This is a genomic window from Elusimicrobiota bacterium (assembly GCA_016721625.1).
Lineage (GTDB): Bacteria > Elusimicrobiota > Elusimicrobia > FEN-1173 > FEN-1173 > JADKHR01.
This window is the reverse complement of the sequence record JADKHR010000001.1, coordinates 1,215,186-1,231,425: the sequence shown is the minus strand read 5'-3', so window position 1 is coordinate 1,231,425 and position 16,240 is coordinate 1,215,186. Positions and strand designations below refer to the sequence as shown.

Genomic DNA, 16,240 nt, shown 5'->3' with positions numbered 1-16,240 from the left:
GAAGACGACCGCACGGTCACCCAGCATCCCCTGCCCGAGGACGAAACCCTCGACGTCACGCTCCGTCCCCAAAACCTGGACGAATTCGTCGGACAGGACAAACTGAAGAAGAACCTCAAGGTGTTCATCCAGGCGGCGCAAAAACGGAAGGAGCCCCTGGACCATTGCCTTTTCTCTGCCCCGCCGGGGCTCGGCAAAACGACGCTGGCCCATATCATCGCCAAGGAACTGAACGTCGGCCTTCGCCAGACGTCGGGCCCGGTCTTGGAACGGGTGGGCGACTTGGCGGCCCTCCTCACCAGCTTAAAAGAGGGGGACATCTTTTTTATCGATGAAATCCATCGCTTGAACCACTCCGTGGAGGAAGCCCTCTACCCGGCCATGGAAGACTTTTCCCTGGACATCATCATCGGCCAAGGGCCCTCGGCCAAAACCATCAAATTGCCTCTGCCGCGATTTACCCTGGTCGGCGCCACCACCCGCGCCGGCCTCTTGACCGGCCCGCTCCGGGAGCGGTTCGGCATCATCGCGAACCTGGATTTCTATAACGAAACCGACCTGGCCGCCATCGTCATCCGGTCCAGCCGTCTTTTGAACGCCCCCATAGAGCCTGAGGCCGCCCGGGAAATTGCCCACCGCTCCCGGGGCACGCCCCGGATCGCCAACCGCCTTCTCCGCCGGGTGCGCGATTTCGCCGACGTCGAAACCGGCGGCCGGGTCACCCACGCCGTGGCTCGCCGGGGCCTGGAGGCGCTGGAAGTGGACGTGGCCGGGTTGGACCACATCGATCGAAAAATATTGACCGCGCTCATCACCAAGTTCGGCGGCGGCCCCGTGGGCGCCGACACGGTGGCCGTGGCGGTGAGCGAACAGAGGGACACCCTGGAGGACGTTTACGAACCCTATTTGATCCAAGCCGGTTTCCTGGCCCGGACGCCCCGCGGGCGGGTGGTGACCCCGCTCGCCTACCAACACCTCGGCCTGCCCCTTCCCGCCGCCCCCAACCAAGCGAACCTCTTCGGGCCATGAGCTCCGCTGGCCGGCCGCTTCCCTTTTTCCAGAGGGGAAAAACCCGCCTGGGTGCCCAAACGTTTGGGCCAGAAAACCCATGGCGAGACTTTTTGTTGGAAAACAAAGAAGCGGACCTTTCTTTTTCCCCCTCCTTCCGAAAGAAGGGCCAGGGGAGGTCTCTTCCCATTCCTCCGCCGGAAAAAAACAGTGAGTCGCGGTGGCGTCGGCGTTTTCTCCCAACGCTCCTATTCGCTTTTGCCCTCGCCTCTTCCGCACGCGCCGACCGTCCGCCCCTGATACGGATCGGTCTTCGCGCGAGCGCGCCCTCGGTCGTCCTCGGGGCGGGCGCCTACTTCCTGACCGGATCCGTTCCCCGCCGCGAGGTCAAATACCGTCAGCCCCAGGAAATCCTCCCCGCGAAAACCGGTTTCTTCGTCGGAAAAGAACGGTGGGGGAATAAAATCACCATCGAACCCGCCGACCCGGAGGGGGTCGTGACCGTTAACAAGCGGCCCTTTCGCGGCGCGATCGAATTGGATCGGCGCGGCGCCGGAATCCGCGTGGTGAACCGGCTTTCCGTGGAGGATTATGTTCGCGGTGTTCTCCTCATGGAAACCTCGGACCAGTGGCCCGTGGAGGCGTTGAAGGCCCAATCCGTCATCAGCCGGACCTACGCTCTACGGAACCGCGGCCGTCACGGGTCGTCCGGTTATGATTTCTGCCCGTCCCCCCACTGCCAAACCTACGCCGGCGCCTCCGCCGAACGGAAAACAACCGACGCCGCCGTCAAACGCACTCGCGGCGAGGTCTTGGTGGACAGGAAAAAAAAGCTCATCAGCGCGGTCTACCACTCTTGTTGCGGCGGATCGACGGAATCGGCGGAAAATGTGTGGGAACACGGAGGTCAGCCCTACTTGAAAGTGGTCCGGTGCGGGTGGTGCAGGTCGAGCCCCCGATTTCACTGGATGGCCCGGGTTCCTTACGCCCTTGTGGATCAACGGTTGGCCAGCGCCGGATACCACATCGGGGCGGTCCGTGCCATCGGGATCTTGAGCCACACGCCTTCCGGCCGTGTGTACCAAGTCCGGATTTTCGGCGAGCGGGGCACCCGGGACCTCCTGGCCAACACGTTCCGGAACATCGTGAATCCGGCCTTGATTCGAAGCACATTATGGGCCGGTGTTTCTAAATTGGATGGAGCGTGGCAGATCCATGGGAGCGGGTGGGGCCACGGCGTGGGCCTCTGCCAGTGGGGCATGAAGACTCTGGCCGACAACAGCATGACCTACGGGCAGATCCTTCGGATTTATTACCACCGGGTCGAGGTCGTCGATTGGACCGAATAGCGGCCAACCTCTTTCTGTTTCCGGTCCGCCCATGAGCGCTTTTGAAGGTCGTGGGGCGAGGCCGGCTGAATTTCTGGGATTTCCCGAAATTCCCGCGGACCGCATCGCCCAAACCCCGTTGGCGGAGCGGGACCGCGCGCGCCTGATGGTCTTGAGCCGGGCCGACGGGGGGCTGTCCCACCGGACGTTTTCGGACCTGCCCGATTTTTTTTCAACGGGGGACGCCTTGGTCTTAAACAACGTCCGGGTCCTCCCCGCCCGGCTGGTCGGCCAGAAACCCACCGGGGGGCGGGTGACCGTGTTGCTCCTGGCCCGGTTCCCCGGGGAGGGGCCGGATCGTTGGACCGCGCTCGTCACGCCCCGGCCCCGTCCGGGAGCGGAAATCCTTTTTCCCGAGGGCCTTTCGGCGCGGGTGGCCGGAGATCGGGCGGATGGGGAGTGGGAACTGGTTTTTTCCGCCGCCCTCTCCCCTGCGCTGGAACGCCTGGGGCTCATGCCCCTACCTCCCTACATCAAGCGTCCGTCCGATGGGCGGTGGGAGGATGGCGACGGCTACCAGACCGTTTTCGCGGTTCCCGGCGCGGCCGAGGGCGACGGTCCCCTTCCCCAGGGCGCCGTGGCGGCCCCCACCGCCGGTCTTCATTTCACGCCGGAACTCCTAGACGCGCTCCGGGGCCGGGGAGTCCGCGTCGCCTTTGTCACTCTCTGGGTCGGTTGGGGAACCTTCCGGCCGATATCAACGGAAGATTATCGCCGGCATCGCATGTTGCCGGAACCTTACCGGGTTCCAGCGGAAACGGCCGAAACTCTCCGAACCGTTCGCGCCGAGGGTAAACGGATCTGGGCCGTCGGCACGACGGTGGTGCGGACCCTGGAGTCCGCCACCGGGTCCGACGGCGCGGTCCGAGCCGGGTCCGGAACGGCGGCTCTTTACATCACGCCGGGCTACCGGTTCCGCTCCGTGGACCGCCTTCTCACCAACTTCCATATGCCCCACCACACCCCGCTCCTCCTGGCCGCCGCCTTCGCCGGCGTGGACCCCCTGCGCCGGGCCTACGTTGAAGCCCTCGCCCACGGCTACCGATTCTTTTCCTACGGCGACGCCATGGCCGTCCTGTAATCGTTACAATAAGTTTACAACTCCAAAAGGCATCCTTAATCCCTTTCGGGTTACCATGTGGCGTCATGGAATTCCTATGAGAAACCTATCCCACCTCCTCAAACGCTTCGGGCGATGCGGGGCCCGTCCTTTCGGGACGTGCCTTCTGACGGCGGCTTACCTGGCCACGAACGTTTCGGGGATCTATGCGGCCGAAACCAATTTTTGGAAAGCCCGCCGCGCCGCTGTGCGCCGGGATTCTCCGGCCGCGCTTCTGGCCCTGGGCCCGATTCCCGCCCCGGCGCTGGTTTCGATTCCGCCCTCACGCCAACGAAGACGGCCGAGGGCATGCCTGTTTCCCAACGGTGCCTTCCGGCCGGGGCCGAAGATCGTTTAGGGTGGCTTCCCGACCTGGTGGCGCCCTATGGAACTCTCGGGGCGGTCTGGTTGTCCAAAAATCCCAAAGCTCCCTTGGTGATCCATGTGCAAGACGCCCACCAAAGCCTGGACGCCCAACGGAGCCAAGCCGGTTTGCTGGAAGCGCTGGGGGCCCGGGGCCTTCGGTTGGTGGGGCTGGAGGGGGCCTCCGGGGGCTTTGGCCTGGATCCGTATCGCTCTTTTGTGAACCGCGACGTCCGTCGGGGCGCGGCGGACCTCCTCCTTCGCCTGGGGTATATCGGAGGAGCGGAGTTCGTGGGATTCTCCGCGGAAACGCCGCCCCTCCTGTGGGGCGTGGAAACCCCGGGACTTTACCGCCAAAATCTTTTGGCCTTCGGCGATTCGGAAAAAAAGCGATCCAGGCTCTTGGGCGGTTTGGCCGATCTCCGAACCCTTTCCGAAGAGGCCGCCGTCCGATTGTATTCCCTGGAATTAAAAGAGTTCGACGCTCGTTCCACCGCTTATATCGCGGGCCGGGAGACCCTGGCGGCCCACGTTCGTTACCTATGGGAATCCTTCCCGGTTTCGGCGGGGCCGTACCCGAACCTTTCGCTTCTTCATCAGGCCCTCGACGCCGAAGGAAAAATAGATTTCAAAGCCGTCGAGAGCGAACGACGGGATCTGATGGAAATCCTGGTTCGGCGTTTGTCTCCGGCCGACCTGAAGAAGGTATTGGATCAAAGCGTCCATTATCGCCTCGGCCGACTCTCCCAGGCCGACTATCACGAGTTCCTGGGTTCCTTGGCGGAACGGAACGGAATCCGTCTCCATGGTTTCACGCATGTGAACGGCTACCTGTCTTATCTGGGCTTGGCCGAAAAGATCGACCGGGGTTCCCTCCTGACCGAAATTGATTCTCTGGAGCGTGCCGTTGAAAGCCGCCTGGCCCGGACGCCCGAGGAAAAATCTTTGACCAAAACCCGCCGCGCCCTGGCCCTCCTGGATAAATTAGCTCGGCATGCCATGACCCCCGAAGACTGGCGCGCCTATCCCGCGGTGAAAAACGCTCTCCCCTCCCTCCCCCGGATCTTGGGGGGGCTGAGCCGTCGCCCCGCGCCTCCCGACGACGAGGTTTTGACCCCCGCGTTCCTCCAGCCCTTTGAAGATTTTTCCTCCCGCGCCATCCAACGAAATGATTCCCTGGTGGAAAACCTGCTGGACAAAATGCGCCTTAAAAAAGCGCCCATGGCCGTCCTGGTGGCCGGCGGGTTCCATACGGAAGGCCTCGCCTCACGGCTAAAAAAAGCGGACGTCTCCTACGCGGTCGTTACCCCGCGGCTGGCCGACTTTTCCCAGGACAGCCGGCCCCTTCCGCTCCTGGTCCGGGACCCGCTCCCCCTGGAAAAACTATTGGCGGGGGACGTGATCACCCTCCAATCTCCCCGGCTCTCCGCCGAATCCATTCCCGTCGTCCCGGACCCCATGGTCCAACGCGTGCGCTTCGAAAAGGCCGCCATGGACGGGGTGTTCACCCTCGCGTGTTCCTCGCTTGGGTTTTTAATAGACGGGAAAGTCCCTGAAACGCCTCCGGGCCTCAGCATCGCCGCCACCACCGCGGGGGAAACCCGGGCGGGAGGCTTGGTCTCCCATTTGACCGTTCGTCTGCGGTCTTCTTTCGGAAAGGGAAAGGAACACACTCTCTCGGTGGCCGTTGCTTTCAAAACACACATCGCCAAGGACTCGGCGCTTTTTCAATCGGCGGGGTTCCCGGGCGACCCCCTGTCGGAACAAACCCTGTCCACCCCCCGAGGCGACGCGGTGTTCCGGGTCTATCCGGCCAAGGAGGAATCTCCTTCCTGGTTCAACAACGGAGCATCGGCCGCGGGGATGTGGGGCGCCCAACTCCAACGACTTTTCCTCCGGCCGATCGGGTCATCGGAGGACGCAGGCGCGGAGGCGGGGGCGCCCGATGTTTCGAAGGGCGCCCTGGCCCAGGAAGGCATCGGGCGTAACACTCGCTGGGGCTGGCTCCATTCCACCTGGACTCCTCTGTTGGTGGTGGGAATCGGAGCGGTTTTCGGCATTCACTGGGTTTCTATGGCGGCGATGTTGATCCTTTCCCTGGCGGCTCGCCTCGCGCTCCCGGTCCCGCCTCGATCCACGGGAAAAAACTTGGGGTCCTTGGCGACCCTGGCCGTGATGGCCGGCGGAGCGGTGGCCTGGGCGGCGGGTTACCATTTTTCGGATCTGGGGGCCTGGGGGTGGGCGGTCTTCGGCATGGTTCACCCCGGCACTTTCTGGGCCGAGGTCCAAACCTGGCCGGAGTGGAAAACCAAAACGGTCGTCCTCCCAAACGGCCATGAGGTTTTGGTGGCGATCAATCCCAATGGAAAAAACAGACCCATGGTTTGGGTTCCCGGCGGCGGAGCCGACCCCTCTTTGGGCCGCCAGCGCGCCTTGTTCGCAAATTACCGGGCCCTCATCGTCCCCAAGCGCGGGCCCCTCCCGGCCCCGGACACGCTGGTCTCCGAGACCGCGGCGGATTTAATTCAGGTCATGAAGGGCTTGAAAAACGCGGCCGGTCGGTCGCTGGTCGAAAGGGGATTCCACGCGGTGGGCCATTCTCTCGGCGCGCTGACGCTGTTTCATTTGGTATCGGAAGAGGACCCCTGGGTTCGCCAACGGCTGTTGTCGGTGACGCTTCTGAACCCCGCCGTCCCCCACTTGGTCCGTTACGAGCGCATCCTGTTGGGAATCAAGGGCGCTCGGGCGATGGTGGGGTGGGCGGCCAGGGCGCTTCATTCGGCTTCCCGTTTCGTTTCCGGACCGCCCCGGGCGGATCGGGACGTCGATCGTCTAGCCTCCTCCCTGGACCAAGCCGCCCTTCCCTTTCTATCGGGGATGTGGGAAGTTTTGATGGGGCGGCCCCTCCTTCCCCGGTCCCAGTTCCGGGACCTCGCGCACATAGAAAACGAGGCCCTCGCCGTGGGCCGGTTTCTCCGGGACCGTTTTCCCGGGATCGAGGAAAAAGTGATCACGCGACTAAAAGGCCTTCCCCTCCTGTTGGTGTACAGCCCCCAGGATTTTCTTTCGGCGGGAATTGTCGGCCTCGCGGAATCGATCACGGGGGACAACCGTTCGATCGTCGTCCTCGTAAAAGCGGCAGGGAAGGTCAATCCTTTGACCATGCACAGCCTCCACGGGTCCGAGGAATACGCTTCGGACGTCAACCAAGCCATTCTCGACTTCACCCGGAAGGTGGAAACCCCCCCAGCGACCGCTCAGATCGGCCGCCGAACCTTGATTCAAATCGTCCGCAAACGGTTCGCGGGGGTATGGGTCTTGACCATGGGCGACCTCCAGGGGAATGAATTGGGGCAGGTCTTTCCTTATCTACACTCCCGAACGGTGGGTGATTCGATCTCCGCACTCGCCGGGTGGAAAAGGGGAACGTCGTCGGGCTTCTCGTTGTTTGAACAGGTGTTCGGCGATTACCTGAAGGCTCACGCGGCGGAGATTCCTGAAGTCCTTCTCTTCAGCGAAAGAATATTTGACTTTCGGGGCGGGGCCGGCGCGAATTTCATCGCGGTCCATGAGGACCTCGCTTCTTCCCCAACGTCCGACCCGCTGACCGCCGACCTGGCGGTTTTTCATGAGTTCGGCGAACATCTGGTCGCCGCGAAAAAAATGCAGTTCCGATACGATCCCCGCTCTCGCTCTTTGCGGGTCATTCTGGGTGCAAAGATCCATTCGCTCCAACTGATTAACGATCGGGCCGCGGTCTACGCCGCCCGGGCCCAAGCGGCCGGGGGAGAGGGGAAGGCCCACGACTTCCTGCGCGCGCTCCAAATCGAATGGTTCGGTACGATCGACGCGAACCTGACCCGGACGATCCGTGAGTCGATCCGTCAAAGCCGCCTCGCGGCGGTGGCCCCGGCGAACGTGTTAAAAAGGGACGCCGCCCTGGCAGAAGCCTGGGAGGCCCTCCCCTCTCCCTTCAGTTCCGGGTTTTTATCCGGGGTCCGGTTGATCTTAGATCGAGCGAGTGGCCCACCGCCGAGATCTATACAGCGGACGTCGATGTGACATCGAGCGGAGGGGCTCGATTGTTTTTGACGAAAGGAGGGGGAACGGGGCGGGCTTCATCGATGGCCGTTTCTCCGGAGTCCCTGAACCCGGGGGACGTGGTGGTCTTCCCTCGAACCCTTTCCGCTCTCCTGCCGACGCTCAAACGTTGGGAGGAAACAAAGCCAGGCGTACCGTATTTCGCCGCTGTCCCCCAGCTCTTTAATTCTTTCGTGGACCGTTTTCCGAAGGGAACGTGCGTGTTCGTGCTCAACAGCAATGTCGTTCATTACAGCGGAAAGCCGAACGATTTTGCGGTCTATCTCGGAATGGGAGACGCCGGTCTCGTCACGCATTTGATCGGGCGTCCCGACTTCGTAAGTCGGATCCAGGCCATCGTCCCGAAAAAGGGGGTTCCCAAAACGGCGGTCATGTCCCATATCCTCTGTGAGGGTGAAGCGGAGACGGTGGGGTTCTTCGAAAAAGGTTCCCCGAGCGCTTCTTCCCCTCGGCGACCGGTTCTGAAGGTCATCTCCGGTGGGCGCCAGGCGGGTCTGGGGGCGGTGGTTTTTCTAGCGGTCCTGGGCATCGGATCGGCCCTGGGGGTGGGATTTGTGGCCGGGCTCATCCCTTTCCCGGAGGGGGCTTCCTGGGCCACGGGGACGTCGGTCGCGGTGCTCTTGGGTTTCGGCGGTCGACAGCCGAACGGGATCCCTCCCGGATATTTTGGGTTGTCCCGTTGGGAGAGGTTTCTTCGCGACCTCCCTCCTCTGGCTCAACTCCCCAGCCGGTTGTTAACTTTCGCAGAGGACCTCGCGGCCCTCCGTCGGACCAGGGGGATCGGCGCGAGGAACGGGGGGGCGGGGACGATCGCCTGGCCTCGTCCGGTGGAGGGTTCGGAGGAAGACCGGCGAATTATTCGGCGCGGGCTGGAACAGGCGGGGGTCCGTCATCTCCAAGAATGGGGCATCGGTCCTTCCAGCGAGGTGGCTTCCATCGGTCCAGGAAGTTGCGACCTCCTCCGCCAGGAGACCACCGCCGCCTTCCCCTGGGAATTTCTGGCGTTGAAACTCGGCGCGCGCGTGGTCCTCTATGAACCGGACCCTGAGTTCAACGGCCAATGGCAGAACTATCGGCGGTCTTTGCCCGAGGACATGGCCGAGCGTCTCATCGTTCCGGCCCCTGCGGCGGCGCGGGTGGGTCAAAACGGGGTCGGCCTCGGCCAGGTCGAGCTCGTCCTGATGCAAAGCGTGTTGAGCGATCCCTCGATCAACGCGGAGTCAAAGGCGAAAATCCTGGATCAGGTTCTCCTTAACGCGAGAAAGGTCTTGGTCGGATGGTACTGGGATTTCAATGGGGACGACGCCCGCACCCGAAATTTTCTAGCCCCGCTGGTCTGGAAGAAGGGGCTCATCGCGAGTGGCCGGGAGCCTGAACGATATAACGGCTTCGCCCACGACTGGGTGGTCCTCGACCTCGGGGGGGCAACGCCAGCCAAAGCCTCCGCCCGCAAGCGGGGCGGGCGATGGCCCTGGTTGGAAGGGTTTTATCGTTTGGCTGGAAACGGGTGGTGGGGACGGGTGGGGTTGCCCGTTTTGGCGGAGAGCGTTTTGCCCTCGGTTCTTCTGTCCTGGGTCGGCGTCACGCCAGGGGCCGGGTTCATGGCTCCCCTGTGGGGGTTGGTTTACCCGTTGGCGTGGCATATGGCCCACCTGTGGGGGGCCGAGGGGACCTGGCGGGAGCGGCTCCGCTTCGCCTTCTCGGCGGAAAAGTTGGCGATCACCGCCGGGGCCCTTTTATCGCTTTCGGGTTTTTCCGCCGCCGCGGGGTTCTTTGATTGGAGTTCGTTTGCTCAATCCCTGGCCTGGGTGGCCGGGTTGGCCTTTCCTCACGCGGTGGTCAACGGATGGGTCTTCAGCAAAGAGTCGGCCTTCGATGACCCGTCGAAGGAGGTTGGAAACGGAAATCGATTCGATTTGGTTCCCCTGTTCACCCCCGTCGTCGCTTTGTTTAACGCCTTCGTGACCGTCGGGCGTTGGGTCGCTCACGGCGCGAGGGTTCGTCGGGTGGGCGTGCGGGTCGCTGAACCGGCCGAGGTGGTGGTCCTCGGTGGAGGGAGCGGGGCGGAACTCCTGGGCCGCGTTTTTCGAAGTATCCCGACCATCAAAGGGCCCATCAAGGCTGTGATGAGCAACCTCAACGATTCCGGCCGTTCCGCCGCCCTCCAGTCGGTGGTGGAACGCGCTTGGAAATCACACCCGGCCTCCGCGCGGCGTTGGTGGAGGGCGCTTCCCCGCTTTTTTGCCAAAAGGTTGGACCGGGTCCCCGTGAATACCCTTCCCTACATGGGCTATCCCATGCGGGCCATCGAAGGCGGTGTGGCTCGCCCTTGGGTGCGGACGTTGTTGGCCGCCGAAATCACCAATTACACGGGTCCTCCTGAGGGCTGGTTGGTGTCTCCGCTTCAAAACGAAGAAGTCATCTCTGAAATGAAGAAAGAAGACCCGATCATAAAAGAAGCCTTCCTCACCGCCATTCGCACCCGCCTTCAGGCGATCCCCCCTGATATTCAAGCGGGAATTCGCGCGGACACCATTCCCGATCCGGCGGTGCGGACCCCCCGCCCCCAACCCTTGCGCGATTTGATTTATCTGGGCGCTTTGTATCGGGACGGCGCCGTGTCCTCTCCGGGGATCCTCCGACCCTCCGCCTATTACTGGGCGGTGGACGGCTTGGTGAGGGCTTTGGACAGTTCCGTGGTCCCTCTCCCGGCGGGTTTCCAATCGTCCAAAGACGTTCAACTCATCGGCGTGGATGCTTCGGGCCGGGAAGCCCTGGGAGAAAAAGCCATCGGATTGGCCCAAGAGGCGGGACCTTTTGCGCGGATCGATTTGGCGGATCTTCATCGGGGGAACAGGCGGAATTCCCTTCCCTTTGCCGACCCCGAGGCCCTCCGGGCCATTAACGAATGCCAAGAAATCGTCATCGGTCCGGGGAGTTTAACCAGTCTGTTCGGTGCCCTGGCTCCCGAAGGGATCGTGGAGTCCCTGATAAGGGCGAAGCGCCGCGGGGCCACGATCACCTGGCTCTTCAATCCCACCCAAAACCCGGATACGGACGGACTTACGCCCGTGGACCTGGTGAAACTATTGGAGCGATCGCTTTCAACCGATAAACGGGCCGTCGCCCTGCGCTCCTTCCTAACCGACGTGGTCGTCAACGTTCCTGTACAAAGCGCCAAGGAACGAAAAGCCTTCCTTAAATCCGAGGCGGAAAAAAAGTCAAACTTGGCGGGAGACCCGAAAACCAACCGCTGGGCGGCCAAGACGGTCACCGGTTTCTGGGAAACCCGGACGCCGGAAGAAATCCAAATGGAGCTGGAAGAACTTCTCGGCGCGCGGGTTTTTGTCTCTTCGTTGGCGGGATGGACGAAGGAGGGTCGATTTCATTACCGTCCCCATCGCCTCCTGACGTGGTTCGCTCTGAAACGGCAATACGAGACCTACGGTCGCTTGGTCGGCGTTTTTGATAAAGACGATACCCTCGGCCTTCCCAACACGCCCATCCCCGTCCAAACGGCTCAGGCGATGGTGCGGGCCGTGCACGCGGGAGCGGTGGTGGTTCCCCACACGGCCACGAGTTTTGAGGAGTTGATGAAGGATTTGAAGTGGCTTTTCCTGGCCCTCACTTTTTTTTCGGGCGGCCGACCCCGTTTACTGGCCTCTCTCTTGGGGAACAATTTACCCATGATCGCCAGCATCATGGACTTTCGGCGTTACGACCGCACATCGGCGCAATACCAGCCGGCCATGACCGAGGACCTCTTTACCGCCATGGCAGAAACCTTTGAGGCCAAGGTCCTCGCCGAGGGTGGAAATGTGTTAGAGGCCCGCCGGGCGCTGTTGGATCAGGCCCGCGGATTTCTGTCCCCCGGGCAGGTGGGGGTTTGGCCGGGCTTCGAATCCACGGTTTTGGCCGTGGAAAAGAAACTTGCCGAAAACGGAGAAACCCTTGAATCCCATGGGGAGGCTCTTCTCTCTGTCGCGCGGCGGCAGGTGGGGGAACTAAAGGGCCTCGCGAGCGACCGCGAAGCCCCCTCGGTGAATTCGCTGGGGGAAGCCTTGAATCGATCTTCGCTGACGGTTCGAAACATCTTGGCGTTAACCATCGAATCCCGAATCGCCCGTTCGGTCTTGGATCAGGAGCACTCTTCGTCCCCTAAGCCCCAGGCTCTGTCCGATAGTTTGGCGGGAATCAGCGACTCGTTCGCTGGGTGCGTTGGCCTTATTTCCGAGGCCGTCGCCAAGGGATCGAACTCCCCCGCGGGTTACGGGAAATTAATCCACAGCAAAGAGCGGGAATTTCTCTGGCCGGAAACGGTGCGGAAAGGGCTGGACTCGCCTCTTCTGCCCACCAGTCTGGCCGTGGCCCTCTGGTTGGAAGCTCTCCTCGCGCGGGAGCGAATTCATCCCGACGTCTACGGCGCCGGGGTGGAGAGGCGACCGGCGGCCCCCGGGAAAACATCCCAAACCCTCCCGGACGGCGTCTCCCTGTTATTGAACGACCGCCGTGTCCAGTATGTTCTCCGAAATATTCCGAAGGCCACTCGGGCGGGGGCCGCGGAGCGTATCCAGGCGGAAATCGACAAAGCCGGACTTCCCTTGTCCGCGGTGGTGGCGGGAACCAGTTCCATCAACTTCATCCCCTTCGGCCAGTCAAAAAAAGATGCCCTGGCCTTGTTGGTTTACCTTTACAGCCTTGAATCCATATCGGCGTTGATGTTTGCGGACGACAAACCGGACATCGACGAGGTTCGTCCCGCGGCCGAGGCCGTGGGCGCTTTTTTCTCCGCCAAAGGGAAGGTCCCGAAAAAGACGTTCCCGAATACGACGATCGTCCCCGAGGAAGGAACCCCCGCGGACACACGGGAGTTTATCACCGAAATGGCCTCTTATCTGGAGACGGTCTCCCCCGGGGTGGGAATCCGTTTTTCGGCTCGGCCCCGGGCCTGGGGAGAATGGATGCGTCGAATGGTCAAGGAGAGGTGGTTGGAAAAGCTTTATTCCGGCCGGGGTATTTTCCGCCGGGTCGGATCGGTGGACGGAGTGCAAAAGTTGGCTTTTCGCGCCAACGCGTTGGAAGAGACCCTGTACGATAAGATCCACCTGGAACGTTTGGCGGGAGTGGCCGCCACGTTCCGGAGCGAAGGGATTCGCTATGTGATTTATGTGGGAGTGGGGGGGGTTGAACCTTTGGGGAATATGATGAACGCCTGGCCGGCGGGTTCCGGCGCGGCGCAGATTTTGCCGTTGGAACACATTGATCCGGGGGAGATTGAGGCGTTGCGAAAACGGCTCATCCGCGCCGAGGCAACCCCCTGGGAGCGCGGGTGGATGAAAATGGGGTCATCGACGGTTCGGGAACGCGTGTGGGGGCGGGCCATCCAAAAGAGCGCCCTCGTGGTGGTGTCCAAGGGTCTCCGGGAGGAGAGCAAAGAAGAGGTACAGGGTCTCACCAGCCTGGTGAACGAGGCTTTTGGAAAAGCGGACCAAGATAAGCCCTTCAAGCATGTTCTGTTTTTCGCCGACCCTCCGAAGCGGCCCGACGATCGCACGGCCTTGGGATGGAATTGGGCCCAGTCCATTGGCGCCCAACAGTTTCCCCTTCAGTTCGATGGCGGCCGCGAATTGTTGAAGAGGTTCCTGCATCCCGGCCTGCCCTACGCGTTTCTCTTGGCGCTCCGGGGGGTGTCGCCAACGACGGTGTTTGAACAAACGGCGGCCTCGGCCCACAAGGGAGTCTCGCAGGACGCCTTCTTAAGGCTGGCGGCCTGGTTGGAAGGCTACATCCGCGAAGGGAAAAACCAGGCGGTTCTCATCTTCCCGCCTCTATTGGAAGGGCTGGGTCCCATGTCCGCCCGGAGTCTGGAGCCGGGACTTCTTTCCGAGGAGGGCGATTCCCCCATGGTGTCCTACGACATGCCGTTGGATCCCGGTTTCTACCCCCCTGCCGAGGAATCCCGTGCCGTGTTCATCCATGTCCGCCGGGAGGGCATTTCGGACCCGAACAGCGAGGCCGTGGAAAACCTTCGCCGGACCGGCCATCCCGTGGCGGAGATCATTCTTCCCGAAGACCTTCCCGTGGCCTTCGCTCTTTGGATGGAGGGGATATTTCGCACGGCCGCTGTTATGGGGGCCATGGAGGAGAAAAACGCCGTTTCAACGCCCGTGGTGACGGCCTATGACGAGACCCTCCGTGCCAACAAGAACCAGGTGCCCGAACCCCCGGAACAAACGTCCAGGTTCCTCTCGATCGGTCTGAACGATGACGGCGTCTTCGCTTCCGGACGTCTATCAAGCGAGGAGGTCAAAGACGTGCTGGATCGGGCGGGACTTGAGAGAGCGGATGCGGCCGACCGCTACGCCGCGGCCTTGTTTTTGCTCCACCGTCAAACAAAAATGAACGGACCTGAAATTGGCGAAATCCGTTTCTTTGGATCCCCCAGCCCCTCCCTGGAGGGGGCTCTGCGGGGAGGCCAGCGGGCCCTGTCCGGGCTCTTGAAAAAAGTGGTTCGCTTCGTTCGACGGACGCACACGGATTATCAGGGAAGCCTCGCCCGCCCGGTCTACGGCGCTCCCGTCCTTTTGGAAACCATGGTCTGGAGAACCCAACCCGCCGGCACGTCCTGGCGGAGCCAAAACCCGGATGCCCAACGCCTCTTGCGGGGCGATCCCCTCCGGTTGCGTCGCTACGCGGCGCGCCGATCCATCGAAACGTCTCCCCGCCGCCCCCCCTATGTTTACCTGATGCTCTCGGATGGGGGGGATCCTGGGGCCCAGGACCTCCGATATTTTTTCGAGAAAGTGGAGAGCCGGTTCAAGGAATTTGAATCGAAGTCCGCGGGGGCCTCGCCTTCCGCTTCTTCGAACTCCGTCGGCCTGGGGGAGCGCTGGAAGGGTTTTTCGTCGCGATTGGGTTTTCCAGGGTGGTTTTGGTTGGGTGTTCTCTCTTTGGGGGTTTTGACCTTCGCTCTTTTTCCGGGGGCCTTCGCGGCTTTGTGGCATTTCCTGTTCCCCGTCGGGTTGGAGGACACCTGGTCGAACTTCATGATGGGGTTCGGAGTGATCGTCGGTTCAACGCCCGCCCTGGGAAGGCATACCACCGAATTTCGGGACGCGACTTCCATCACGTCGGGGGGGGCTCTGGCGCGCGAATTGTTGGGGGGGCCGGCCGGGAGTTTGGACATTTCGCGGTTGAACGTTCACTTGGCTCAGGTTCGCGCCTTCGTGGACAGGGAACGGGATGGTTCCCGCCTCGCTCGCGAGTCCCTCGCGGGTTCGCTGGGGCAATGGAAATTGACCGGGGCGGAAGGAGCGCTTTCCGAAGGCGCCGTGCTTCGGTCCGGGGCGGCTTTGGCAGAGCACTTCCGCCAATCCGCCCATCGCGCCGGCCTCGCCCCCGGGATCTTTAACGCCCTCGCCAGTTTCGGAGAGTTCCTCGCCGCTGGCTCCTCGACCGAATGGACCCGTTGGGTGGCTGTCTTCGAACGGGGTTTCAACGGCGGCTTGATCGACGGGCGGGAGGCGGTTCTCTCCGCGTTGGCTCTAAAACGCCCCATGGTTTTGGAATTGTCGGAAACGCTCCTTCAGGGTAAACCCACCGAACGGGACCAAACGACCCTCTCTCAATTGAAGGTCTTGGCCGGGCACGGGGAGTCGTTGGAGAACGGCCAACTGACCTGGTTGCTCCCGCGCGCGGGCGCGGACCTGAACACCCTGTGGGCCTCCGACCCCGATTTGGGCGTCTTGGGCACGGCGCGGATTTCATCGGTCCTCAAGACGGACCTGTCGAAGGTCGGGAATCAATACTCCTTGCAGGACTTGCTCTTCGCGGTTCAAGGGCGCCGCGCGCTAAAAGACCTAAAGCCGGTGGACCTGGTTGTTTCCAACGGAGAGGAATGGAAGTTAGACCTTCCGGCAAACCTGGTCCAACTTCTCATCACCCTGACCAACGGCCTTCTCTTCCGCGCGGGTTCGGAGTTTGACAAGGAGTCCAGATACGCGGATGTCCTCAACGCCGCGGCCTAACCATTCCCCCGTCGGCCGCGTCGGAAAGGGGTTAACCCTGGCTTTACATTAGGACTCGGCATTTAACGAAGGATGCCGGACTTTTTCGCCTTCGGGGCCGGGGCCTGTTCGGCCGGTGCTCACGCCTAATGCAAAGCCCGGGCTTGACAGGGGCCCCTCCCCTTCGGGGCGTTGTCGTTTACAAAATATTTACATGTACGCAAGGCAATCTTAAGGTCGCATAGGTTTAATAGCAGTGTCGGGATGGCGCACAA

5 protein-coding genes are annotated in these 16,240 nt (G+C 62.1%); all 5 read left to right on the top strand.

Going from position 1 to position 16,240, the window contains the following annotated elements:
* Positions 1–30: 30 nt before the first annotated feature.
* The 5 genes from ruvB to IPP35_05130 all read left to right on the top strand — a co-directional run bounded on the left by ruvB (position 31) and on the right by IPP35_05130 (position 15,986).
* Positions 31–1,029, top strand: a complete 999-nt coding sequence (gene ruvB, locus IPP35_05150; GenBank protein MBL0058489.1) for a Holliday junction branch migration DNA helicase RuvB — start codon at positions 31–33, stop codon at positions 1,027–1,029.
* A 95-nt stretch (positions 1,030–1,124) separates the two neighbouring features.
* The gene (locus IPP35_05145) at positions 1,125–2,357 is read left to right on the top strand and encodes a SpoIID/LytB domain-containing protein (GenBank protein ID MBL0058488.1); all 1,233 of its coding nucleotides are present in this window, start codon (positions 1,125–1,127) and stop codon (positions 2,355–2,357) included.
* 31 nt (positions 2,358–2,388) lie between these two features.
* A complete protein-coding gene (queA, locus tag IPP35_05140) occupies positions 2,389–3,477 on the top strand; it encodes a tRNA preQ1(34) S-adenosylmethionine ribosyltransferase-isomerase QueA (protein MBL0058487.1) in 1,089 nt (362 codons plus the stop codon).
* Between the two features lie 327 nt (positions 3,478–3,804).
* Positions 3,805–7,920, top strand: a complete 4,116-nt coding sequence (locus tag IPP35_05135) for an alpha/beta hydrolase (GenBank protein MBL0058486.1) — start codon at positions 3,805–3,807, stop codon at positions 7,918–7,920.
* Positions 7,921–7,982: 62 nt separating this feature from the next.
* A complete protein-coding gene (locus tag IPP35_05130; GenBank protein MBL0058485.1) occupies positions 7,983–15,986 on the top strand; it encodes a YvcK family protein in 8,004 nt (2,667 codons plus the stop codon).
* Positions 15,987–16,240: the final 254 nt, after the last annotated feature.

Coding starts and splice junctions, on each gene's coding strand:
- IPP35_05135 (MBL0058486.1), top strand. CDS start 3,805: ATGCCTGTTTCCCAACGGTGCCTTCCGGCCGGGGCCGAAGATCGTTTA.
- IPP35_05130 (MBL0058485.1), top strand. CDS start 7,983: ATGGCCGTTTCTCCGGAGTCCCTGAACCCGGGGGACGTGGTGGTCTTC.
- queA (MBL0058487.1), top strand. CDS start 2,389: ATGAGCGCTTTTGAAGGTCGTGGGGCGAGGCCGGCTGAATTTCTGGGA.